At 71.0% G+C, this 22,172-nt stretch carries 18 protein-coding genes; 11 read left to right on the top strand and 7 right to left on the bottom strand.

Annotation, left to right across the window (positions count from 1 at the left end; translation table 11 throughout):
- Positions 1–501 precede the first annotated feature (501 nt).
- The gene (locus OV090_RS13655; protein WP_267704055.1) at positions 502–948 is read right to left on the bottom strand and encodes a hypothetical protein; all 447 of its coding nucleotides are present in this window, start codon (positions 946–948) and stop codon (positions 502–504) included.
- 322 nt (positions 949–1,270) lie between these two features.
- Between OV090_RS13655 and OV090_RS13650 the strand changes: the two genes are divergently transcribed.
- Positions 1,271–1,516 (top strand): hypothetical protein, encoded by a 246-nt coding sequence (locus OV090_RS13650; RefSeq protein ID WP_267704054.1) that lies wholly within the window; start codon positions 1,271–1,273, stop codon positions 1,514–1,516.
- Positions 1,517–2,030: 514 nt separating this feature from the next.
- Positions 2,031–2,804, top strand: a complete 774-nt coding sequence (locus tag OV090_RS13645) for a M57 family metalloprotease (RefSeq protein WP_267704053.1) — start codon at positions 2,031–2,033, stop codon at positions 2,802–2,804.
- Positions 2,805–2,886: 82 nt separating this feature from the next.
- On the opposite strand, the gene ribA is transcribed toward OV090_RS13645, so the two are convergent.
- Both ribA and OV090_RS13635 read right to left on the bottom strand, forming a co-directional pair.
- Positions 2,887–3,519 carry a GTP cyclohydrolase II gene (gene ribA, locus OV090_RS13640; RefSeq protein WP_267704052.1) on the bottom strand — a complete coding sequence of 211 codons (633 nt, stop codon included), beginning with the start codon at positions 3,517–3,519 and terminating at the stop codon, positions 2,887–2,889.
- 17 nt (positions 3,520–3,536) lie between these two features.
- Positions 3,537–4,301 (bottom strand): Fic family protein, encoded by a 765-nt coding sequence (locus tag OV090_RS13635; RefSeq protein ID WP_267704051.1) that lies wholly within the window; start codon positions 4,299–4,301, stop codon positions 3,537–3,539.
- A 235-nt stretch (positions 4,302–4,536) separates the two neighbouring features.
- On the opposite strand from OV090_RS13635, the gene rsmH reads away from it, so the two are divergent.
- The 3 genes from rsmH to OV090_RS13620 are packed head-to-tail and all read left to right on the top strand — an operon-like array spanning position 4,537 to position 8,023.
- Positions 4,537–5,508: a 16S rRNA (cytosine(1402)-N(4))-methyltransferase RsmH gene (gene rsmH, locus OV090_RS13630; RefSeq protein WP_267704050.1), complete on the top strand. Its 972-nt coding sequence runs from the start codon at positions 4,537–4,539 to the stop codon at positions 5,506–5,508.
- The gene (locus tag OV090_RS13625) at positions 5,505–5,936 is read left to right on the top strand and encodes a cell division protein FtsL (RefSeq protein ID WP_267704049.1); all 432 of its coding nucleotides are present in this window, start codon (positions 5,505–5,507) and stop codon (positions 5,934–5,936) included. The genes rsmH and OV090_RS13625 overlap by 4 nt, the downstream gene beginning before the upstream one ends.
- A 17-nt stretch (positions 5,937–5,953) precedes the next feature.
- Complete coding sequence (locus OV090_RS13620; protein ID WP_267704048.1) at positions 5,954–8,023, top strand: penicillin-binding protein; 2,070 nt, start codon at positions 5,954–5,956, stop codon at positions 8,021–8,023.
- Between the two features lie 69 nt (positions 8,024–8,092).
- Here the strand turns inward: OV090_RS13620 and OV090_RS13615 are convergent, their stop codons facing one another.
- Positions 8,093–9,022 carry a fatty acid desaturase gene (locus tag OV090_RS13615; RefSeq protein ID WP_267704047.1) on the bottom strand — a complete coding sequence of 310 codons (930 nt, stop codon included), beginning with the start codon at positions 9,020–9,022 and terminating at the stop codon, positions 8,093–8,095.
- A gap of 3 nt (positions 9,023–9,025) precedes the next feature.
- Positions 9,026–9,802 (bottom strand): SseB family protein, encoded by a 777-nt coding sequence (locus tag OV090_RS13610; protein ID WP_267704046.1) that lies wholly within the window; start codon positions 9,800–9,802, stop codon positions 9,026–9,028.
- Between the two features lie 141 nt (positions 9,803–9,943).
- On the opposite strand from OV090_RS13610, the gene msrA reads away from it, so the two are divergent.
- The gene (gene msrA / locus OV090_RS13605; RefSeq protein WP_267704045.1) at positions 9,944–10,600 is read left to right on the top strand and encodes a peptide-methionine (S)-S-oxide reductase MsrA; all 657 of its coding nucleotides are present in this window, start codon (positions 9,944–9,946) and stop codon (positions 10,598–10,600) included.
- Positions 10,601–10,813: 213 nt separating this feature from the next.
- Positions 10,814–13,459 (top strand): hypothetical protein, encoded by a 2,646-nt coding sequence (locus tag OV090_RS13600; protein WP_267704044.1) that lies wholly within the window; start codon positions 10,814–10,816, stop codon positions 13,457–13,459.
- Between the two features lie 116 nt (positions 13,460–13,575).
- Here the strand turns inward: OV090_RS13600 and OV090_RS13595 are convergent, their stop codons facing one another.
- Entirely contained in the window at positions 13,576–15,450 is a 1,875-nt protein-coding gene (locus tag OV090_RS13595; protein WP_267704043.1) for an IgGFc-binding protein, read from the bottom strand.
- 235 nt (positions 15,451–15,685) lie between these two features.
- The gene (locus OV090_RS13590; RefSeq protein ID WP_267704042.1) at positions 15,686–16,807 is read right to left on the bottom strand and encodes a Gfo/Idh/MocA family oxidoreductase; all 1,122 of its coding nucleotides are present in this window, start codon (positions 16,805–16,807) and stop codon (positions 15,686–15,688) included.
- Positions 16,808–17,037: 230 nt separating this feature from the next.
- Between OV090_RS13590 and OV090_RS13585 the strand changes: the two genes are divergently transcribed.
- The 4 genes from OV090_RS13585 to OV090_RS13570 are packed head-to-tail and all read left to right on the top strand — an operon-like array spanning position 17,038 to position 21,821.
- A complete protein-coding gene (locus OV090_RS13585) occupies positions 17,038–17,415 on the top strand; it encodes a sensory rhodopsin transducer (RefSeq protein ID WP_267704041.1) in 378 nt (125 codons plus the stop codon).
- 46 nt (positions 17,416–17,461) lie between these two features.
- Complete coding sequence (locus OV090_RS13580) at positions 17,462–18,412, top strand: ribokinase (protein WP_267704040.1); 951 nt, start codon at positions 17,462–17,464, stop codon at positions 18,410–18,412.
- Entirely contained in the window at positions 18,409–20,865 is a 2,457-nt protein-coding gene (locus OV090_RS13575; RefSeq protein ID WP_267704039.1) for a glycosyl hydrolase family 65 protein, read from the top strand. Before OV090_RS13580 ends, OV090_RS13575 begins: the two co-directional genes overlap by 4 nt.
- The gene (locus OV090_RS13570; protein WP_267704038.1) at positions 20,856–21,821 is read left to right on the top strand and encodes a TIGR03885 family FMN-dependent LLM class oxidoreductase; all 966 of its coding nucleotides are present in this window, start codon (positions 20,856–20,858) and stop codon (positions 21,819–21,821) included. Before OV090_RS13575 ends, OV090_RS13570 begins: the two co-directional genes overlap by 10 nt.
- Positions 21,822–22,172: the final 351 nt, after the last annotated feature.

Raw genomic sequence — 22,172 nt, 5'->3', positions numbered from 1 at the left:
GCGGCGGAGCATTGTGCTCCGCCGCTTCTTGTTTGGTCGCCCGACGTCCGCGGCGGGCGCTGCGGCCGGTCGCGCAGCCCGCGGGCGAACTCGCCGCGCAGGAACGAGCGAGGGCGCGGCGCACGGTGCTCGCGTGGTCGAAGGGGCCACGACGCGCGCCGGGACGCGCAGGGTGCTCCTGCGTGACCGCGACCTGGAGGCCACGAGTGTCCTCACCGTCGTCTCGTGGCGCAGACCGAGAGGGGCCTGCGTGAGGCCGGCCCGGCTCCGGTCGGGTCGAGCTGGCGTTCACCTCGACTGCGAATTTTGCTCGCGGGCAATCCGGCTCACGGCGGTCGGCGATCGCGGCGCGCACCTCGTCGCAGCGAGCACGCCGCCTGCGCTCCAGGAGCCGCGGCCGCAGCGGCGGTGCGCATGGCATGTCTCTTGAAACATGCGCATGAAGGCATGTCCGAAGGGACAGGCTCCATCGAGGCGGCGCGCATGGCAGCGCGTCGGGCGCTAGAACGCGTAGAGCAGGTCTTCCCAGCCGGTCAGGCGGATCACGACCTGGCCGTGCGGCCTCCGGTAGAGCTTCTGAAAGACGCTCTTGAGCCCGCTCAGGTCGAACGAAAGCGGCTCGGTCATCTCGAGCTTGCACGAGTCGTCGTTCGCCGCGTGATCGATCGCGGTGAACGCCTGCACCGGATACGACTCGCGGAAGCTCCCGTCCCAGCAGTACGAGAACGCGTGCGCGAGACAACCGCCGCGGTACGTGACGCGGACCTGCAGCTCGTCGCCGAGGAGCTCCGCCGCCGCGATCGTGAACGCGTCGGTCTCGACGGGGTAGCCGCATTCTTCCAGGGCGCCGCTGGTGTCGCTCGTCCGCGGCGCCACGATCTCGTAGGTGGGGGCGACCTCGGCGAGAGCGACCCCCAGGGCGATGGCGATGGCAATCGTCGTCAGCATGGGTGATGGCTCCTCGGGCACAGACCGTGACATGAGGCCGCGAAAGATCGAGCGTCCTCAGGATGGGTCTTTTCCGGCGGCTCGCGCGCGGCCGCGAAGGTGCGGGCGGGCAACCTCTTGGCGCCGGTCAGACGCGCGTAAAAACCACTGCCAGCGGCTGTCGAGGGCGCTGGACACTTTGCGCATTCGCGCTCCAGACTTCGGGCGGCGGGCTCTCAATGTCGAGAGCCGGCAGGAGGTAGGAATGACTGGTGTTAAGGAACGTGCCCTCGGTCGTGCGAGCGAGGGCAGATGCGGGGCGATCGTCGTCGTCGGCGCTTGCGTGCTCGCCTGCGTAGGCACGGACGCGAGCGGCGGCGAAGTCGAGGGAGAGGATGCCGCTGCCCTGCGCTCCAAGCTGGATTTCAGCGAGAAGCTGTTGCAGCGCAAGGAGGAAGACCCGACGTACGACGCCTCGAGCGCGGAGTTCCTCGTGCTCGGGGAAGCGACCTGCGGCGACGTGATCGACCTGCAGTACGCCAACGCCTATGACGGACGGCTCGTTTTGAAGGGACCGAAGGCGAGCTGAAATGCCGCGCGACGCGAGCCGAGGCGCCTGGCGGCGCTTCGGCCCGCGTCCTCGACGTCGCGCTCGACTCCGACCCACTCGCAGGCGAAACGGGCGCCACGGCGTCGTGCAGAGCGCCGTGGCGGGCCCGGCGGCGCGTGAGGAACGATCGATTCATCGACGGCCGCGCCGCGGTACGAGCGTCTTGAGCTCGACGGAATCGATGAACCCGAGCGCCGCGCGTGCGCCTCCGCAGGGAGCGTCGGGGACGACCGAAGTGGGCCGCCGGACCCGCCGAGAGGCGATTCGGGCGCCGAATCGAGGTCATCCGGGCCAGCGAATCCGCCGTGACGGCGATCACCGTACTGTTTGCGGGTTCACCCTCGCTTCGCATGATTCATCCTCACAGGAAGTGAGGCGCGTGGATATCATGCGGTCAAAAACACTCAGAATCATCGGTGCCTCGATTATCGTCGTCGCAGGGGCCTGCCAGGAGCCTTCGGCAGCGCAGACGCCGAAATCGTGCGACTTCGAAGTGGCGCCGTCATTCGCGGAATTCGAGCGCTGTACGACCCGCGAGACAGCGACAGGGGCCTATATCGTCGACGGTGACCTGGCGATCTATTCGAAGGAGGAGCTGCTGCGATTCTACGAGGCGATCCTCGGCGCCCATGACGACAAGCAGGCCACCGAGAACCTGGCCAACGCCGGCACCGGCGGCGAGCTCATCGTCCACCTGGAGATGGGGGAGGACGCGATCTGGAACAAGAAGCTGCGCTGCGACATCAGCTATTGCGTGTCGCGGGACTTCGGCGGCCGCTACGCGGAGGTGGTGGCAGCGATGGAGCAGGCGACCTCGACGTGGGCGGAGGTCGCCGGGGTCGAATTCCGCCACGTCCTCACCGAGGATGACCGGTGCGACGACCGCAACACCCAGGTCCTGTTCGACGTCCGGCCGATCTCCGGCCAGCAGTACCTCGCGCGCGCGTTCTTCCCCAGCAACCGGCGCTCGCAGCGGAACATCCGGATCGATCGCTCATCGTTCACGGTCGACGAGCCGCTGACGCTGACGGGGATCCTCCGCCACGAGGTCGGCCACGCGCTCGGCTTCCGCCACGAGCACACCCGCCCCGAGGCCGGCCGGCGCTGCTTCGAGAACCTGTCCTGGCGCCCGCTCACCCCGTACGACAGCGAATCGGTGATGCACTACCCGCAGTGCGGCGGGGCGGCCGGCTGGGCGCCCGTGCTGTCGGAGAACGACGGGATCGCGGCCGCCAAGATCTACGGAGCCCCCGGCGACTGCTCGTGAGCGCGAGCCCAGAAGCAGCCTGCCCGAAGGAGCATGTCCCGATCGACATGGCCATGGCGCCATGCCCGATCGGGCATGCTCGTCAGAGCAGGTGGCCGCTCTTGTCGCGCTTGGTCGCCAGGTAGTGGCGGTTCTGCTCGCGGGCCTCGGCGATCAGCGGCTCCCGGCGGGCGACGGTGACGCCGCCCTGCTGCAGGCCGGCGACCTTGCTCATGTTGTTGGTGTGGAGCACGACCGAGCCGACCTCGAGGGCGCGCAGCATCGCGGCGGCGACCGAGTAGTCGCGGAGGTCATCGTCGAAGCCCATGTGGAGGTTGGCCTCGACGGTGTCGAGGCCCTGCTCCTGGAGGTGGTAGGCGCGGATCTTCTGGGCGATGCCGATCCCGCGGCCCTCCTGGCGGAGGTACAGGATGATCCCGGCGTCGCGCCCGGCGATCCGCTGCAGCGCGAGCTCGAGCTGGTCGCGGCAGTCGCAGCGGAACGAGCCGAACACGTCGCCGGTCAGGCACTCGGAGTGGATCCGCGTCGGCACCTCGGTGCGACCGCGGACGTCGCCGCGGACGATCGCCACGTCGTCGAGGGTGCGGCCGACGTCGTCGATGAACGAGACGATCTCGAACTCGCCGTGGCGCGAGGGCAAGCGGGCTCGGGCGAACACCTGCGCACCGCGAACGACGCGCAGCGGTCGGGCCTGGAGGTTGTTCGGCACGGGCATGCGGTGCCTATTGCATGTCACGCCCGCGAGGAATCAACAATGCTCTGGTAGAGCCGACTCGACGAGCGGATCCCCTCGTCCATGCTGTCGAGGACGAGCTGCAGCAGTTGGTCCTGATCGAGCCTGAGCACGTCGTAGTAGGTCTGGCGCTCGTTGTGGTGCAGGATGCACGGCCAGTAGTTCTCGGCGATGAGGATGGCGTTCATCGCCAAGCGCGCCACGCGCCCGCTGATGTCCGGCCACGGGAAGATCCGGATGAGCTCGCGGTGGACCTCGACCGCCAGCTCGATCGGATGGGCCTTGCGGCACTCCTCGGTGCGGAACCAGTCGGTCAGCTTGCGCATGCGGTAGCTGATCTTGTCGGCCGGCGCGAGGTCGTGGAAGTACATGCGGTGGATCGGGTTGTCCTTGCGGTACTGGACCTGATCCTTCTTGCCCTGCGGCAGCAGAGTCTGGTGCAGCTTCTTCAGCCACTCCAGCGACAGCTGCAGGCGCTTGCCGCGGGTCTCGAGCAACATGTAGATGCCGTCGCGGACCGCTTTGACGTGCAGATACGCGGGGATCAGGCTCGGCGTCGAGATGATCTCGTCGTCGATGGCGGCCTTGATCTCTGCGACCGACAGCATCTGCCCCTCGAGGGCGAAGTCGTGGAAGATCCACGACATCATGAAGCGCTCGTCGAAGTTGCGCCGCTGAGCGGCGTTGAGCATCCCGAGCTTTTCCCAGAGGAGCTCCGAGGACTCGAAGAGCTGGCGATAATTCTTCATCCGCGTCGAAAGCACGGCGGGCTCCCTCGAAATAAGGCAGCGCAACCTACAAATTTTGGCCCCGGGGGGTCAATGAAAAAGTGCCCAAGATATTGTTTTCTCGGGACAAATTTACCCGCGCGCGGGCCCGTCCGCAGTCGAGTCCGGTCGGGCGGGGCGCCCGAATCGCCCGCGCGGCCGGCCCCGGGGCTCGACCGGCCTGTTTTTTGACCGGGCCGGCGAGCGCTGTCACACCCGCCTGGCGCGCGCGATGTCCTCCGAGTTCCACAGGCCGGTACTGGTCCGCGAGGTGTGCGAGGCGCTGGCGCCGGCGCTCCTGCGCGCCGAGGCGCCGGTGTTCGTCGACGCTACCTGTGGTGGGGCTGGGCACACGCTGGCCATGCTGGCCGCCTACGCGGACGCCCGACCCGACGGGCCCAAGCTGCGGGCCATCGCGCTCGACCGCGACGAGGAGGCGCTGGCCGAGGCGCGCCGGAAGCTGCCGGACGACGTCGAGCTCGTGCATTCGAGCTTCGGCCGCCTGCCCGAGGTGCTCGAAGCCGCCGGCGTGACCGCGGCGACGGCCATCCTCGCCGACCTGGGAGTGTCCTCACACCAGCTCGACACGGGCGCGCGCGGCTTCTCGTTCCAGGCCGACGCGCCGCTCGACATGCGGATGGACCCGAGCCGCGGGTTGTCGGCCTCGCAGCTGCTGGCCGACATCAGCGCCGGCGAGCTCGCTCAGATCCTGCGGGACTACGGCGAGGAGCCCGACGCCGGGCGGATCGCCACCGCGATCGTGGCGGTGCGGCCGACCACCACCGGGGTGCTGGCGAAGGTCGTGGCCGCAGCGATGAGCGCGCCGCAGCGGCGCAAGCTGGGGCTGCGGATCCACCCGGCCACGCGCACCTTCCAGGCGCTGCGGATCCGCGTCAACGACGAGCTCGGCGAGCTCGACCGCCTCCTCGCCGCCGCGCCCGAACTGCTGCAGGTCGGCGGCCGCCTCGGCATCATCACCTTCCACTCGCTCGAGGACCGCGCGACCAAGCAGCGCTTCACCGCGCTCGCCCGCGCCGAGCAGCCGCCCGCCGGGCTGCCGATCGCCGCGCGCGACCTGCCGCGGCCGCGCTTCGTCGTGCCCGCCGGCTACCGCCAGGGCGCCGCGCCCGGCGAGGCCGAGATCGCCGCCAACCCGCGCAGCCGCAGCAGCCGGCTGCGCGTCCTGGAGCGCGCGCTGCCATGACGCCGACGACCCATCCTCCGCGCACCGGCAACGTGCGGCGCGGCGGGGCGCCGGCGAGCTTCGAGCACGGCTTCCAGCGCGCCGACGACCGCCTGCCGCCGCCCCCGCCGCGCCGGCCGACCGGGCTGCCCCTGGTGTTGATGCTGGCGCTCGGGCTGCTCACCGCGGCCGGCGTGGTGCAGGTGCGGACGCGGGCGCGGGTGCTCGAGCTCGGGGCCGACATCGCCGAGCTGACCGCGGAGCACGGGCGCCTGCTCGACGAGAAGCGCCGGCTCGAGGCCGAGCGGGCCTACCTGCGCCACCCCGACTACATCGAGGACGTCGCGGCGGGGCGCATGCAGATGGTGCCGGCCACGCCGGACCGGCTGCAGGCGATCCGGCTGCGCGACGAGTCCAAGCAGACAGGTCCCTCGAGACAGGGCGGATGAGACAGGGCGGATCGAACATGTCCGAAAACCGCGGCAACATCATGCGCAAGAACCTGATCCCCGCGCCGATGGCGAGCGACATGCGGGCGGTCGGGCGGCGCGCGTCGCTGGTCGGCGCGGCGATCTGCGCCGCGCTGGTCGGCGCCGGGGTCAAGGCGACGCGGCTCGCCACCGTCGAGCACGAGGCCTACGCCGAGCAGGGCAACCGCCAGCAGCTGCGCAGCTTCAAGCTGGCGGCCAGCCGCGGCGAGATCGTCGACCGCGACTTCATGACCCTGGCGGTCGACGACCGCGTGCACAAGATCGCCATCAACCCCCGGCTCGTGCGCGCGCGCGCGGCCGAGGAGGCGCTGATCGAGGCGGTGCTGGAGATCGAGCCCGACGAGAGCGCCGACTACCTGCGCGAGGAGATCGCCAAGGACAAGGCCTACCGCCTGCTGCGCCTGCCGCTGTCGGACGCGCAGGTGAAGACGCTGCAGGCTAAGGGCATCCCGGGCGTGTCGTTCGAGCCGTCGACCGCGCGCGTGTACCCGCGCGGGCTCCTGGCCTCGCACGTGCTCGGCCGCGTCGGCGCGCAGGGCAGCGGCACCGCCGGCGTCGAGCTCGGCCTCGACATGCAGCTGCGCGGGCGCGAGGCGCTGTCGCCGGCCTACTTCGCGGCCGGCAAGAAGCTGCTGGTCGACGGCGTGCCCGACCCCGGGGTCGCGCGCGGCGACACCGTGGTGCTGACGATCGACTCGCAGATCCAGGCGATGGTCGAGGAGGAGATCAACACCCTCGTCCGCCAGTGGAACCCGGTCGGCACCTCGATCCTGGTGCTCGACCCGCGCAACGGCGAGATCCTCGCCATGGCCAACCGGCCGACCTACGACCCCAACCACCCGGTCCAGAGCGCCCACCAGACGCAGAACCTGGCGGTCCAGGCCGCGTACGAGCCGGGCTCGACGCTCAAGGCCGTGACCGTCGCGGCCGCGCTCGAGCTCGGGGCGGTGCGCGAGAACGAGACGTTCTACTGCGAGAAGGGCCGCTGGAAGTACACGCCGCGCAACACGATCCACGACGCGCACCCGGCCGAGTGGCTGACGGTGACCGAGATCCTGGCGGCGTCGTCGAACATCTGCACGACCAAGATCGCCGACCGCCTGGGCAAGCAGACGCTGTCGAAGTGGGTCAAGAAGTTCCACTTCGGCGAGCGCCCCGGGGTCCAGCTGCCCGGCGCGACCGCGGGCCTTTTGGCGCCGCCGGAGAAGTGGTCCGACATCCAGATGGCCAACATCTCGTTCGGCCAGGGCATGGCCGCGTCGCCGCTGCAGGTGACCGCGGCCTTCGGCGCGCTGGCCAACGACGGCGTCTATCACGACCCCACCATCGTGCAGAAGATCCTCGACGCGCACGGCGGCACCGTGTGGGAGCACGCGCCCGAGGGCGAGCGCCTGGTCCGCAGCGCGACCGCCAAGACGGTGATGCGCATGCTCGAGGACGTCGTCCACACCGCGCTCGGCACCGGCGAGAACGCCCACGTCGACGGCTACCTGGTCGCCGGCAAGACCTCGACGGCGCAGAAGGCCGGCAGCAAGGGCTACGCCGACGGCATGTACTACTCGAGCTTCATCGGCGCGCTGCCGGCCCGCGCGCCGCGGGTGGTGATCCTGGTGTCGGTCGACGTGCCCGAGGGCGCCCACTACGGCAACGACGTCGCCGCCCCGAGCTTCGCCCGCCTCGGCGCGCAGATCATGACCCACCTCGGCGTGCCCCGCGACGACGGCAAGACGCCGCCGCCGCCCAAGCCGGTGGTCGTCGCCGCCAAGCAGATGGAGGCCGCGCTCGGCGTGCTCGCCGACATCGACGTCGAGCCGTCGCTGCCCGGCGTCGAGGAGCGAGGCAGCGGCGCCGCCGCCCACCCGAAGATCACCACCGGCATGCCCGACTTCACCGGCCTCACCCTCGCCCAGGCGGTCGACCTCGCCGGCCGCGCCAAGGTCGAGCTGCGCGCAACCGGCTCGGGCGTCGCAGTGTCGCAGGACGTGACGCCCGGCCAGGTCGAGAGCGGCCGGGTGGTCCAGGTCGCGTTCGCGCCGAAGAAGTAACCTGCCCTCGGGGGCATGCTCGATGGAACATGTCTCGATGGACATGCTCTCGGGAGCATGTCCCCTGGCTCAGCGCCCGCGCAGCGCGGCCAGGTAGACGTGAAGGTAGCCGCGGTAGCGCCGCGGCAGCCCGGCGGCGACGCGGCGGTGCAGGGCCGGCACGGCGTGGAACGGCACCGCGGGCCAGCCGTGGTGCTCGGCGTGGTAGGGCATGTTCCAGAACAGCCACCTGACGACGGCGTTGCTGCGGATCGATCGGGTCCGCGCGAGCACGTCGCCTTCGGTCGGCATGCCGGTGTGCTCGGCGGCGAGGTAGGGCCCGAGCACCACGTGCGCCCCGGCGCCGCCGGCCAGCAGCCACCAAAACGGCGGCCACACCAACCACGCCAGGAGCGCCAGCGCGGCGAGGCCGGCGAGCATGAAGCGGGCCTCGCGGATCGTCGCCGGGCGCTGGGCCTCCGGCAACCACGGCATCCATTTCAAAAACCACTTCGGCCCGCGCGGCACGGCGAGGTTGACCAGCGCGGCCAGCTTGGCGAGCAGCAGCGGCAGGCCGCTGAGCACGATCAGCGCCGCGATCGGGTTCCTGGGCCAGGCCGCCAGCTCGAGGTTGCCGCCGGGGACCTCCGGGTCGCCGACCTCGTGGGTCTTGCGGTGGTGCTCGAAGTGGAAGGCCACGAAGGCGGTGGGCGGTAGCAGCGACAGGTTGCCGGCGATCCGCAGCACCAGGCGATTGAGCCGCTTGCTGGCGAACGCGGTGCCGTGGCCGGCCTCGTGCGTCGGCGCGAACATCGAGGCCAGGAGCACGCAGTAGGCCGCGAACACCGGCCAGAACACGAGCGCGTCGGCGTCGGCGAGCGCGACCGTGGCGATCGCCGCGGCGAGCAGCAGGCCCAGCTGGACGGCGAAGCGCAGGACGCCCGGGCCGTCGCGGCGCGCGTACAGCTCGCGCCGCTCGTCGGCGGTCAGCGTCGCGGCGCGCGAGAACTCGCCCTCCATCGCTCAGTTGTTGCGGCGGCGCAGCGCGCCCTCGATCGCCTCGAGCTCGTTGATGTAGAGCTCGCCGCCGACGTTGCCGCGCGGGTTCACCAGCAGCGAGCCGACCCGGCGCGACACCGCCAGCGGGACCAGACGCGCGCCGGGGATCAGCGCGAACGGCCAGCCCTTGGGCTGCCACAGGCGCAGGGAGTCGGCCTCGGTGAAGGCGGCGATGACCGGGAAGTTGCCGAGGCGGTCGACCTCGAGCGGCTCGTCGCTGATGCGGCCCGCCGGGTTGACCGGCATCAGGAAGGTCGCGTTCATCACCGCGACGTAGACCCGCTGGCGCGCGTCCATGTCGCGGCGCACCGCCAGGGCCTTCATCGCCCGCACCAGGTCGGGGTTGCGCGTGGGCTCGGGGTCGCCGAGCTGCAGCTCGAAGCTCGCCGGCGCGTCGGCCTCGACGCCGAAGATCTGGGCGAACAGCGCCAGCAGCTCGTCGGCCAGCTTGCCGGCCGCGTCGGCGCCGGTGAGGCGGACGTCGCGGAACAAGTTGTTGTAGCCGCTGCGCTCGAAGTAGCCGCGATCGCCGAGCGACCGCAGCCGCGCCGGCGTCAGCTGGGACGGGCCGCCGAGGTAGAAGTTGGACACGACCTCGACCGCCAGGTCGGAGCCGCCCAGGCGGCCGTGGACCACCACGTAGTAGTCCCCCGCGACGACGACCAGTTTGTTGTCGGCCCCGCCGCTTTGGCTGAGCTGCTGCAGGGACGTGACGAGCCGGTCGCGAGTGAGTGTGGACATGCGGGGGAGGGGCGAAGATATAGCAGAGCCGCCCGGATGCGCCCGGCCGCCGGCCCGCCCCGGCGTGCGCGATCCGGCACGCAGCCCCGCCGGAGCCGGAGGCGCTGGCCGTGGCCGCCGCCATGCGTCACCCTGCGGGGGATGTCCTGGTTCGCCTCGTCCGACAAGCTCCGAATGCCGCGCCCGCAAGAGGCGCTCCCCGGTCGCGACACGCCCATGTCGGTCGCCGCGCAGCACGCGGTCCTCGGCGGGCCGATGTCGCCGCCGTTCCCGGCCGGCGCCGAGATCGCCATCTTCGGCATGGGCTGCTTCTGGGGCGCCGAGAAGAAGTTCTGGCAGGTGCCCGGCGTGATCTCGACGCAGGTCGGCTACGCCGCCGGCTACACCCCGAACCCGACCTACCGTGAGGTGTGCAGCGGCCGCACCGGCCACAACGAGGTCGTCCAGGTGGTCTTCGATCCGTCGCGCGTCCGCTTCGAGGAGCTCCTGCGCGTGTTCTGGGAGAACCACGACCCGACCCAGGGCATGCGCCAGGGCAACGACGTCGGCACTCAGTACCGCTCCGGCATCTACTACACCAGCGAGGCGCAGAAGCAGGCCGCGGAGGCGTCGCGCGACGCGTACCAGAAGCGCCTGCTCGACGCGGCGTTCGGCGAGATCACGACCGAGGTGCTGCCGGCTCCGACGTTCTATTATGCGGAGGATTACCATCAGCAGTACCTGGAGAAGAACCCGGGCGGCTATTGCGGGATCGGCGGGACGGGCGTGTCGTGCCCGACGGGGCTCACCAGGGCCTGAGAATCGGCGCGCGCCGGACGAGAGTGATTCGGCGGCGCCGCGCTCATGATTCGCTGGAGAGCGAGCCGACCCCTCGCACTTCGGCTCTCATGATTGTCTCCGAGCCGTGAATCATGACCTGGCCGATGGGATAGGTCCGCGGGGACATGCGCGAATGGGCGCATGCCCGCGTTCGGGTTGACAGCGTGGGGTGAGGCGGACACTCTGCCGGCCATGTCGAAGCACCCGCAGAAGCCCGCCCACCTGCCTGCCGACGCGTTCTGGGAGGACGACGTCTGGAACTCGGGCCCCAAGGATCCGAGCGGCCGGCGCGTCGGCACGTGGACGTCGTGGCGGGCGAACGGCGAGGTCGAGTGCGTCGAGGAGTGGGGCGACGGGACGCAGCGGCTCGAGTATCGGCGCTTCCACCCGGACGGCTCGGAGTCGCAGCGCGGGGCGAAGAACCTTTTGAAAGACGTGTGGACCGGGCTGATGCGGTGGACGCGGCTGGAGGGGCCGTCGCCGGAGGACAAGTACTGGGACCCGGACCTCGGCGAGGCAGTACGCGTCATGGAGCGCGAGTTCGACGACGACGGTTACATCGTGACGGAGCGGACCTTCGACGCGCAAGGGCGGCCGGTGGGGCGCTACGGCGATCCGCTGCCGCCGCGGCCGGCGAACGTGCCGGCGGAGGCGTTTTATCATCCGGACGAGCAGGGGTGGGTGCTGCAGCGGAGCGCGCTGGTGACCGGCGATCTCCGCGGGGAGCGGCGCCTGTGGGACCGCAACGGCGTGCTCGGCGAGCGCAGCTTGCACGAGCCCGCAGGCACGCCCCGCGAGGAGGACACGTACAGGAGCGGCCAGCTGTGGATGTCCAAGCGGTGGGCGGACGACGGCGACATGGTCCAGTCGTTTTATTATGGCGACACCGACCCGCCGGCGGTCCGCAGCGCGACGCTCTACCGCAACGGGGACAAGGACCGCACGGAGACGTTCTTCGACGCGCAGGGGCAGAGGCTGTACTCGGTGCGCATGGAGGAGGTCGCGCCGCACCACGAGCGCCGCTATTACGACGACCGCCTGGTGTTCGAGGTGATCTCGAGCGCCGACCCCAAGCAGCCGCCGACCAAGGTCGAATACTACGACCTCTCCGGCGCGCTGCTGGTCTCGTACGCGTCGACGGGCGAGGGCAACGGCGTGTGGACGCTGCACGACGCGACGGGCGCGGCGGAGCTGACTCTGGCGACCGACAGCGAGCACGATCTCAACGAGTACGATCATTGGGACTGCTTCCTGCCGAGCTTCGCCAGCTATGAAGTGGAGAGCACGCAGGACGATCCGTCGAGCGTGCGCGAGGCGTTCCGCCAGGCCCACGAGGAGGAGCTCGTGGCGGCGGCGCTGCATCGCCTGGAAGCGTCGCCCGAGCTGGTGGCCGCCCTCGGCCCGGTCTCGTGGGCGCGGGTCGAGACGGCGTTCGGAGACGGCAAGGAGCTGCCGCTGTACGTGAAGGGGGTGCTCGCGGACGATCCGGCGATCGCGGAGTATTCGCTCGAGAGAATCTGGCCGGAGATCGAGCACCAAAACAGCGTGTACCCGGCGACGTATCGGGTGGCGACCGCGCTGGCGACGATGCTGCCGCTGCAGGCGTCGCGGCCGGCCGTGGAGCGGCGCGTGATCGACTTCCTGGTCGCCGTGCTGCAGTTGGCGTACATCACCGAGGCGCGCAAGCCGTACGAGGCGTGGATGACGGCGATGCACCCGTCGCTGGCGCGCTTCGTGGCGCTGGCGTCCGGCGAGGACGAGACGCTGGCGCACGCAGGTGCTTTTTTGATGGCGCACGCGGGGCGCGGCGAGCGAGAGGTGATCGAGTGGTTCGCGCGCCGGTTGCGAGCGGGCGCGACGCCGGCCGACCGCGGTCGCGCGGCGATGGGGCTGGGGATGACGGCCAGCAAGGAGGCGTCGCGGGCGGCGTTCGAGGCGGCGTTCGCGGCCGAGAGCGACCCGATGGTGCGCTTCCTGCTGGCGGTGCTGCTGGGCTCGCGCGCGAAGAAGCCGGCGCCGGAGTGGATCGCGGCGATCGAGCCGTACGCGATCGACGGTTCGCCGATCGAAGATTCGTTCACCGAGCTGGCGCCGTTCTTCGAAGGGGACGTGGCCACGGTCGCGCGCGCCAATCTGCCCGAGGAGGTGCTCGCACGCCACATGGACGCGCTGACGGAGACGCTGCGCGAGCAAGACCCGCTGTCGCAGGTGACGACGCTGGAGACGCTCTTCTTCGTGCTCTTCCCCGACGGCGAGCCCGAGCGGCTGTCGGAGGTGCAACGCCGGGCGCTGCGCGCCTGCGCGGACGTGGTCGACGCGTTCCCGAACTTCGTCAATCACTCGGAAGTTTTTCAGGAGTTCGACCTGCCCTACGACTCGTTCGAGCTGCGCCAGCTCGCAGAGCGCGAAGATCCCCCGGCTCGCGCGGCCCGGAGCGCGAAGAAGGCGGGGGCGAAGAAGGCCGTGAAGAAGGCGGCGAAGAAGGCGGGGGCGAAGAAAGCCGCGAAGAAGTCGGCGAAGAAGTCAGGCGCCAAGAAGGCGGCGAAGAAGTCAGGCGCCAAGAAGGCGGCGAAGAAGTCGGGCGCCAAGAAGGCGGCGAAGAAGTCGGGCGCCAAGAAGGCGGCGAAGAAGTCGGGCGCGAAGAAGTCGGCGAAGAAGTCGGGCGCGAAGAAGTCGGCGAAGAAGTCAGGCGCCAAGAAGGCGGCGAAGAAGGCGGGCGCGAAGAAGGCCGCGAAGAAGGCGGGCGCGAAGAAGACCGGGGTGAAGAAGGCCGCGAAAAAGACCGGGGCGAAGAAGCCGACGAAGAAGTCGGCAGCGAACAAGAAGAGGACCAAGTAGCCGACGGGCGCGCGCGGCGGGGCCCTGGCGATCAGGACCCGAACCGATGAGCAGGCCGCCCCGTTCGTCGCAGGTCGCCGGCGCCCTCACGCCGGTGATCGCGGCCCGCGCCCGTCTCACTGCGGGTTGATGATCTTGAGCTTCAGCCCGCCCGGATACGCGTAGGACGTCACCTGCGTGTAGCCGATGTTGAGGATCCCGAACGGCGCGTCGCTCTCGGCCAGGTGGGCTCCCTCGGAGATCGGGAAGTCGGCGACTTCGTAGCCGCCGACGGCGTAGTAGCCGGCGACGACCTGGCCGTCGATGACGACGTCGGGGTTGCCGGCGAGGCGGATGATCTGCGCGAAATGGATGTCGTAGCCGATGCCGGTGACGAAGGCGTAGCGGTCGAGGAATTGCTCGACCGGGACCATCTGATACATCGCAGGGTCGCCCGTGCCGGCGCCGCCGCTCTCGCCCTCGAGGTACTGCACCGGCATGAACGGCTTGTCGCCGTCGAACACGAAGCTGGTGTTGTTCGGGATCACGAGCTCCTTCCACTGGCCCTTGTTCAGCGTGAACGGGGTGCCCGGCTGGGCCGGGGTGGTCGTGATCGTGGTCTGGTCCTCGCCCGCGTAGACGCGCCAGTAGTGCTTCTCGGAGCCGCGCTTGGGCGAGTGGGCGCCGATGTACTGCTTGCCCCAATAGTCGAGCGGGATCACCTGCTCCTCGAGGTGATCGCAGAAGAAGACGTTGGCGGGCACGTTGGCGCAGTTGACGGCGCCGATGACCCAGATCGGCTTGTCGCCGTGGACGAAGGTGCCGGACAGGTCGGCGTCGTTGGGCGCGCGGACCTGCAGGACGTCGAAGCGGTTCATCGTCACGGTGCCGGTCTGGTTGGCCGCGACCGCGGGCACGCCGGCGCCGGCGACGGTGCCGATCGGCGGGGTCCACTGCACGACGGTGGTGTCGGCGGTGGCGACGATGTTGAAGTAGCTGGGGCGATCCTCGCCGAACACGGTGTCACCATAGGCGGTGATGACGTGGTCCTGCCGCAGGGCGTGCTCGGGCAGCAGCATCGACGAGTCGTTGGTGGCCTGGGCGGTGATCGGCGAGTGCTGGTACGCGACGATCGGGATCGAGCTCTGCACGCGGTAGACGCCGCCCTTGCGCAGCGCCGAGGTCTTGTTGAAGGTCGGATTGGTCAGCTGGAACTGCAGGGTCACGCCGGGCAGGAGGTTGGTCGGAGCGCCGGACGGCTGCTCGTTGTTGGTGCCGTCGGGCGTGAAGTAGAGCTGGACCGAGGCGGTCTTGGTCTTCGAGGTGTTGCCGACCACCAGGGAGTCGACGTTCGCGTAGTCGTAGTTGTCCTGGCGCACCGCGAAGAACGAGCAGCCGACCGAGCTCGGGGTCTCCTCGGCCAGGCTGCACAGCGACAGGCACTGGCCGCCGGCGCAGGTCTCCTCGGGCGCGCAGTCCACCGGCGGCAGCCAGGCGTCGCCCTGCTCGTTGCATTCCTTGTAGGCGTCCTCGCCCTCGCACACCTTCTGGCCGGGGTTGCAGAAGGTGGCCGGACACGCGCCGTCGACACATTGCCCGCCGCCGGGGCAAGGCTCGGGCGCGACGGTCTGACAGTCGTCCTGACACACGAGCTGCTGGCCGTCGCGGTCGCAGCCGCTGATGTCGCCGGGGTTGCAGGTGCACGCGTCGGTGGTGCCGGTGGTGGTGTCGGTGGTCGTGCTGACGACGCCGGTCTCCGACGTGGTGGTCGTCGTGCTCGCGTCGGTGGTGGTGGACGGCGTCGTCGTCGAGTCGGACGCGGTGCCGGTGCCGGAGGCGTCGGTGGTCGAGGTCGTCGGCGCCGCGTCGGTCGTGGCGGTGCCCTGAGTGTCGGGCGCCGTCGTCGTCGCGGTGGTGCCCTGGGTCTGGCTGGCCGAGACGGCGGAGTCGTCGTCGCCGCAGCCGACGAGCGCGATCGCAAATGCAGTGAGGGGCAAGCTGAAGCGATGCATGCCGCGACTTCACCGCTGTCCGCCGCCTCCGGCAAGGGCCCTCGCGGCGAGCCGACCCTGCGTGGACGCACGCGCGGCGCTGCGAATGTCAGGCCCGCTCCGAGGGGCTTGTCCGCGGTCGTGGTCAGCCGAGGGGCGCACGCCTCACCTCGGGGCCTGCGCTCGCCCTCGCGGTGCTCGAGGGGAGCGCAGCGACGCGTCCGTCGACGGCGCGTCGCTCGTGCGCTCGCTCGACTCAGCGGATCGTCGGCGACGGCGCGCGGATCGGCTCGGGCGGATCGACGGGCGGCTTGCGCTGCTCCTGGCCGGCGTCGGGCCGCTGCGCGCGCGACCACGGCGGCAGCTGGACCGCGCGGCCGCTGCGGGCCGATTGCAAGATCGCCTCGACCACCCGGATGTCGGCCAGGCCCTCCTCGCCCGACGGCTCGGGCTCGCGGTCCTCGAGCACGCAGCGCGAGAACTCGACGAGCTCGGGCGCGAACTGATCGCGCGGGGGGAACTTGTGCTCGCGGCTCTTGCCCTCGGTGGTGAGCACGAACTTCAGGCCCTGCTCGTAGTCGTAGATCGGGTCGGCGTAGAGGTCGCCCTCGGTGCCGACGACCCGATAATAACCCATCGACGAGCCGCCGAGGCTGACGGTGAGCTGGGCGACGCGGCCGCTGGCGAAGCGGAGGACCGCGGTGGTCGTCTCGTCGACGCCCTCGAAGCGCGCGTCGCCGCTGCTCGACACTGCGGCGAGGACCTCGATCGGCTCCTCGCGGAACAGGTAGCGGACGGCGTTGATCGGATAGACGCCGAGGTCGAGGAGGGCGCCGCCGGCGAGCTCGGCGCGGGTGCGGATGTCGCCGGGCCGGACCTGCTGGGTGAACAGGGAGCTGAACATCCGCGGGTCGCCGATCTTGCCGCCCTTGAGGGCCTCGATCGCCTGCAGGTTGGCGGCCTCGAAGTGGAGGCGGTAGGCGATCATCAGCTTGACGCGGTGCTCGCGGCACACGCCGATCATCGCCTCGCAGTCGGCCACCGTCGGCGCCATCGGCTTCTCGCAGAGGACGTGGACGCCCAGCTTCGCGGCGCGCTCGGTGAACTCGCGGTGGTGGGTGTTCGGGGTGGCGACGAAGACTGCGTCGACGCGGGCGCGTCGCAGCACGTCCTCGAATTCGCGGTAGTCGCCGAGGGCCTCGATGCTGGCGTAGCGCTCGGGCAGGGCCTCGCGCTTGACGGGGTCGCCGGAGACGAGCGCGACCAGCTCGGAATTCTCCTCGGCGTTGGCGAACGCGGGCAGGACCGCGACCTGCGCGATGTTGCCGGCGCCGACCACGGCGTAACGGACCTTCTGGGCGGCTTTGTTCGTTGTCATGGCGCGGCAGCCTTTGGCGACGGCCGGGTCCGGGCAATGCATACACCGCGAAGAAGCGGCGCGCGGGACCACGGACGCGGCTCCGGACAAAAGGCGCGAGCGCTCGCGCAGGGACCGCGGAACCAGCGGGCTCGACCATGTGCGACGATTGGGGCACCGCCGACCCGAGCCGTGGCGAGGCCCGCGGCGGACGGCTTGCGCGCGGTGAAAACACCGCTCACCGTCCCCGCGTGAACGACACACCGCTGGGTCATCGTCGCTGGGCCATCGCCGACGGGTACATTCCCCAGGGGAGCCACGGCCCCGAGCCCGAGATGACGAGCCACGAGACGGCCTCGATCCTCAACGCCTCGGACCGCGACGCGCAAGTACGATTCACGATCTACTTCGCCGATCGCGAGCCGGCGGGGCCGTACCGGGTGACGGTGCCGGCCCGGCGCACGCGACACGTGCGCTTCAACGACCTCGACGATCCGGAGTCGATCCCGCGGGCCACCGACTTCTCGTGCGTGATCGAGTCGGATCAGCCGATCGTGGTCCAGCACACTCGCCTCGACTCGCGCCAGGCCGAGAACGCGCTCATCACCACGATCGCGTTCCCGGCCTGACCCGCGCCGCGGTCCTGCGGCCCCGACTCGGAGGACTTTTTAAAAGATGAGCGCCGACGATCCCATCCTGCTCGCGCTGGGCAGCATCAACCTCGATCTGCAGGTCCGCGCCGACCGCTGGCCGGGGCCGGGCGAGACCTTGCCGGTCCGCGACCTGCTCCGCACGGGCGGCGGCAAGGCGGCCAACCGCGCCTTTTTGGCGTGCCGGCTCGGCGTGCGCGCATGTCTTTTGGGACATGTCGGCGACGACGACTTCGGCGAGGAGGTGCTGCGCGGCCCGCGGGACGTCGGGGTCGACGTCTCGCCGGTGGTGAAGGTCGCGGGGCAGGCGACTGCGCTGTCGATGATCGTGTTGCGGGCCGACGGCGACAAGACGATCTTGCTGGCGGCCAACGCCAACGACGCGTGGGGCGACGGCGAGATCGAGGCGGCGGTGAAGGTCGTGGAGGCGGCGCCGGCTGGTTCGGTGCTGACGGTCGACCTCGAGGTGCCGGTCGCGGTGGTCCGCGCGGCGGTTCGTGCGGCCCAGGCGCGGGGGTTCAAGGTCTTGCTCGATCCATCGCCGGCCGAGCGCATGCCCGACGACCTCTACGCGATGGTCGACGTCATCACCCCCAACCCCGAGGAGACGCGCGGCCTGCTCGGCTTCGCCGTCGAGTCCGAGGCCGACGCGGTGCGGGCCGGCGAGGAGCTGGTCGCGCGCGGCGTCGGGGTCGCGTGCGTCAAGCTGCCCGACGGCGGAGCGGCGCTGGTGAGCGCGGACCGACGCGAGTTCGTGGCGCCGCTCGACATCGAGGTCGTCGACAAGACGGGGGCGGGCGACGCGTTCGCGGGGGCGCTCGGGGTGGCGCTGCTCGAGCGGCAGGAGCTGCTGCAGGCGGTCAAGTTCGCGGCGGCGGCGTCGAGCCTGGCGTGCACGGTCTACGGGTCGCAGCAGTCCTACCCCGATCGCGGGCAGCTCGAGCGGGCCCGCGGCGGGCGGGAGCGGGTCCGATGAGCCCGCACGACCGCGACGGGGCCCGGCTGGCGCCGTGGTCGATCGTCTACGAGTCCTTCGACGAGGAGCACGAGGGGCAACGCGAGGCCCTGTGCGCGCTCGGCAACGGCCACTTCGTCACCCGCGGCGCGGTGCCCTGGGCGGCCGCGGGCGGGCCGCACTATCCGGGTACTTACCGCGCCGGGCTTTACAATCACAAGACCAGCGTGGTCGACGGGCAATCGCTGCACCACGAGGGTCTCGTCAATCTCCCCAACTGGGTCCGCGTCGACGTCGGCCTCGCCGAGGGCGAGTGGTTCTCGCTCGCGCGGGCCGAGGTGCTCGAATATCGCCAGGAGCTCGATCTGCGCCAGGGGCTCCTGATCCGCCGGGTCCGCTTCGAGCTCGACGGCCGACGGGCGACGCTGACCGAGCGGCGGCTGGTCCACCTCGGGGAGACGCACCTGGCGGCGCAGCAACTGCAGCTCGAGGTCGAGGGCGCGGGCGCCGAGGTCCACCTGCGCTCCTGGCTCGACGGACAGGTGACGAACGCCAACGCCTCCGAGTACCGCGGGGCCGACGGCGACCACCTCGAGCAGTTCGAGGTCGCGGCGCCGGGCGCGGGCCTGTTGACGCTGCGGGCGCGCACTTGCGGCTCGCGCCTCGAGTTCGCCCTGGCGACGCGCACGCGCGTGTTCGTCGAGGGCGGCGAGGTCGGGCCGCTGGAGGCGCGCATCGAGGGGGCGAAGGCGGTGGCGCTGCAGGCGGATGTGGAGCTGCAGACCGCCGGGCGCGTGACTCTCGAGAAGATCGCGGCGCTGTACGCCCGCCACGATCGCACCATCCGCGAGCCGCTCGAGGCGGCCACCCAGGCGGTCGCGAGCGCCGACGACTTCGCGGGGCTGCTGCCGGCGCATACGCGCGCGTGGGCCGAGCTGTGGGACCGCTTCGACGTCGACGTCGAGGACGAGCAGGCGACGACGACGACCCTGCGCCTGCACCTGTTCCACATCCTGCAGACGGTCTCGCCGCGCACGATCGGCCTCGACGCCGGGATCCCCGGGCGCGGCTGGCACGGCGAGGGCTACCGCGGGCACGTGTTCTGGGACGAGCTGTTCATCTTCCCGGTGCTCGCCTACCGCTTGCCCGAGCTGGCGCGCTCGCTGCTGCTGTACCGCTTCCGCCGCCTGCCGGCCGCGCGCGCTGCGGCCCGCGAGGCCGGCCTGCGCGGGGCGATGTTCCCGTGGCGCAGCGCCAGCGACGGCCGCGAGGTCAGCGAGCCGCGGCGCAAGAACTCGCGCTCGGGCCGGTGGATCGCCGACAACAGCTCGTTGCAGCGGCACATCGGCGCGGCCGTGGCCTACAACGTCTGGCATTATTACGAGATCACCGGCGACCGCGAATTCATGGTCGATCACGGCGCCGAGATGTTGGTGGAGATCGCCCGCTTCTGGGCCAGCGCGGCCGAGTTCGACCCGCAGCGCGAGCGCTTCGTGATCCGCGGGGTCGGCGGCCCCGACGAGTTTCACGACGCTTACCCCGACGCGCCCCGCCCCGGGCTCGACAACAACGCCTACACCAACGTCATGGCGGTGTGGACGTTGATGCGCGCCCGCCAGGCGCTGGAGCTGCTGCCCGCGGGGGCGCGGCAGTCGCTGATCGACAAGCTGGGGCTCGGCGCCGACGAGCGCGCGGCCTGGGAGGACGTCGCCCGCCGCATGTTCGTGCCGTTCCACGGCGAGGGCCTCATCAGCCAGTTCGAGGGCTACGAGCGGCTGGCAGAGTTCGACTGGGACCTGTACCGCGCCCGCTACCGCGACGACATCCACCGGCTCGACAACATCCTCGAGGCCGAGGGCGACTCGGCCAATCGCTACAAGGTGTCGAAGCAGGCCGACGTATTGATGCTGTTCTACTTGCTCGCGCCGGAGGAGCTGCGGGCGATCTTCACCGGCCTGGGCTACGCGTGGGACGAGGGGATGCTGGCCCGCAACACCCGCTATTACTTGCAGCGGACGTCGCACGGCTCGACGCTGTCGCGGGTGGTGCACGCGTGGGTGCTGGCGCGCTGCGATCCGGCCCACTCGTGGCAGATGCTGCGCGAGGCGCTGGGCAGCGACCTCGGCGACATCCAGGGCGGGACGACCGCGGAGGGCATCCACCTCGGGGCGATGGCCGGCACGATCGACATCTTCCAGCGCTGTTACACCGGGCTCGAGGCGCGCGAGGGGGCGCTGTGGCTGCGGCCGGCGCTGCCCGACGAGCTGAAGAGCGTGTCGTTCCGGCTGCGGCACCGCTGCGCGTGGCTGTCGCTGGCGGTGCGCAACGACTGCGTGACGGTGCGCGTCGACGACGACGCGGAGCACGCGGTGACGGTGCGCGTCGACGGCCGCGCGGAGGAGGTCGGACCGGGCGAGACGCGGACGTTCGCGGTCCCGCCGGCGCGCGAGCGCAGCGTGGGGGCGTGCGCGTGAGGCTGGCGTATCACTGCTCTCACGAGCAGTTCGCGCCGAGCGAGCTGTTGGCGCTGGCGCGCGCGGCCGAGGCGGCGGGCTTCGACGCGGTCACCTGCTCGGATCATTTTCACCCGTGGAGCGAGGCGCAGGGCCACAGCGGCCACGCGTGGACGTGGCTCGGCGCGGCGCTGCAGGCGACGACGTGCGGCTTCGGCGTGGTCACTGCCCCGGGGCAGCGCTACCACCCTGCAGTGCTGGCGCAGGCAGTGGCGACGCTGCTCGAGCTGTTCCCCGGCCGCTTCTGGCTGGCGATCGGCAGCGGCGAGCAGCTCAACGAGGGCATCACCGGCGAGCCGTGGCCGACCAAGCCGCGGCGCAACGAACGACTGCGCGCGTGCGCCGACGTCATGCGCGCGCTGTGGGCCGGCGAGACTGTGACGCACCGCGGGCTCGTGCGCGTCGAGGCGGCGAAGTTGTACTCGCGGCCGCGCGAGCCGCCGCAATTGTTCGGGGCGGCGCTGACCGCCGAGACCGCGCGCTGGCTCGGGAGCTGGGCCGACGGGCTCATCACCGCGGCGCAGCCGGACCAGGGGCACGCGCGGGTGATCGAGGCGTTCCGCGAGGGCGGCGGCCAGGGCAAGCCGGTCCACCTCAAGGTGCAGCTGGCCTACGCGGCCGGCGAGGCGGCGGCGCTGCGCGGGGCGTGGGAGCAGTGGCGCACCAACGTGTTCGCCAGCGACGTGCTGGCTGAGTTGCGCACGCCGGCGCAATTCGAGGCGGCAGCGGCGTTCGTGACGCCGGAGGCGATGCGCGGCCCGGTGCGCGTGGCGGCCGATCCGTCGCGCCACGTCGAGTGGCTGGCGCGCGACGCGGAGCTCGGCGTCGACCTGGTGTCGCTCCATCATGTCGGACGCGAACAGCGGCGGTTTATCGAGGACTTCGCGGCGCGGGTGCTGCCGCAGCTGCGCGGGTAGGTTGACGCGGCGCGGAGCGAGCTGCGGGCGCGTCGCGTCGACCGCAGCCGCTGCGGTCGTGAACTGGCGTGGGGACGGCGAAGGGGCGAGGCTGAAGGGAGTCATGACATTCGCGGAGGCGGTGACGCGTGGGTCAGTGTCGCGGCGGTGACGACGGCCGTGCGAGCCACGGACAGTGGTGAAGGCGAGCGGGTCGAGTCGACTGCTGCTCGCTCGCGGCGATTCGCTGCGATTGCGCATACCGATGTCCGAGGGAGCGCATCGGTCGCGCGGGCGCCACGCATGAGTCCGGCGCGCGAGGTCGCGGCGGCGGCGGCACGCGGGCCGGAAACGAGCGATGGCGGACGATGC

Source organism: Nannocystis sp. RBIL2, assembly GCF_026626745.1.
In the GTDB taxonomy this organism is placed as follows: Bacteria; Myxococcota_A; Polyangia; order Nannocystales; family Nannocystaceae; genus Nannocystis.
The sequence above is the reverse complement of the archived record's forward strand: the minus strand, read 5'-3'. Positions and strand labels throughout refer to the sequence as shown.

Coding starts and splice junctions, on each gene's coding strand:
- OV090_RS13655 (WP_267704055.1), bottom strand. CDS start 948: ATGCTGACGACGATTGCCATCGCCATCGCCCTGGGGGTCGCTCTCGCC.
- rsmH (WP_267704050.1), top strand. CDS start 4,537: ATGTCCTCCGAGTTCCACAGGCCGGTACTGGTCCGCGAGGTGTGCGAG.
- OV090_RS13610 (WP_267704046.1), bottom strand. CDS start 9,802: ATGTCCACACTCACTCGCGACCGGCTCGTCACGTCCCTGCAGCAGCTC.
- OV090_RS13595 (WP_267704043.1), bottom strand. CDS start 15,450: ATGCATCGCTTCAGCTTGCCCCTCACTGCATTTGCGATCGCGCTCGTC.
- OV090_RS13590 (WP_267704042.1), bottom strand. CDS start 16,807: ATGACAACGAACAAAGCCGCCCAGAAGGTCCGTTACGCCGTGGTCGGC.
- ribA (WP_267704052.1), bottom strand. CDS start 3,519: ATGCCCGTGCCGAACAACCTCCAGGCCCGACCGCTGCGCGTCGTTCGC.
- OV090_RS13575 (WP_267704039.1), top strand. CDS start 18,409: ATGAGCCCGCACGACCGCGACGGGGCCCGGCTGGCGCCGTGGTCGATC.
- OV090_RS13615 (WP_267704047.1), bottom strand. CDS start 9,022: ATGGAGGGCGAGTTCTCGCGCGCCGCGACGCTGACCGCCGACGAGCGG.
- msrA (WP_267704045.1), top strand. CDS start 9,944: ATGTCCTGGTTCGCCTCGTCCGACAAGCTCCGAATGCCGCGCCCGCAA.
- OV090_RS13620 (WP_267704048.1), top strand. CDS start 5,954: ATGTCCGAAAACCGCGGCAACATCATGCGCAAGAACCTGATCCCCGCG.
- OV090_RS13625 (WP_267704049.1), top strand. CDS start 5,505: ATGACGCCGACGACCCATCCTCCGCGCACCGGCAACGTGCGGCGCGGC.
- OV090_RS13600 (WP_267704044.1), top strand. CDS start 10,814: ATGTCGAAGCACCCGCAGAAGCCCGCCCACCTGCCTGCCGACGCGTTC.
- OV090_RS13580 (WP_267704040.1), top strand. CDS start 17,462: ATGAGCGCCGACGATCCCATCCTGCTCGCGCTGGGCAGCATCAACCTC.